Annotated in this window: 1 protein-coding gene; it reads right to left on the reverse strand. The window is 66.2% G+C overall.

Annotated elements, in window-relative coordinates; all coding sequences use genetic code 11:
- Window positions 1-229 (reverse strand): hypothetical protein (locus tag RMT89_RS43675; RefSeq protein WP_315889308.1); only part of this gene is annotated, 229 nt, incomplete at its 3' end.
- Between the last annotated feature and the right edge of the window lie 34 nt (window positions 230-263).

The raw sequence follows: 263 nt of genomic DNA on the forward strand, positions 1-263 counted from the left end.
TGAACGTCTCCGTGGGGCACTCGTCCCAGTGGTCACATTCCTCCGTGGCGCAATTGCTAGCGAGCACCTCAAGCGCCTCCGGGGCGTGCAGATCCAGCACCGCTTCGACGGCGGCGATGCCGACCAGTGCCCCGGTGTTCTCGTCAGTCTCGGCGTAGCCGAGGGTCTGGCTCACGGCGCGGCGGGCTTCATTGGCGTGGTCGATGCGGGTCTGGTCGGTGCGGCTCATGACTCGTCCTCCTGCCGATAGGGATTCTTCGGCA

It is taken from the genome of Streptomyces sp. P17 (assembly GCF_032436805.1).
Taxonomy (GTDB): domain Bacteria; phylum Actinomycetota; class Actinomycetes; order Streptomycetales; family Streptomycetaceae; genus Streptomyces.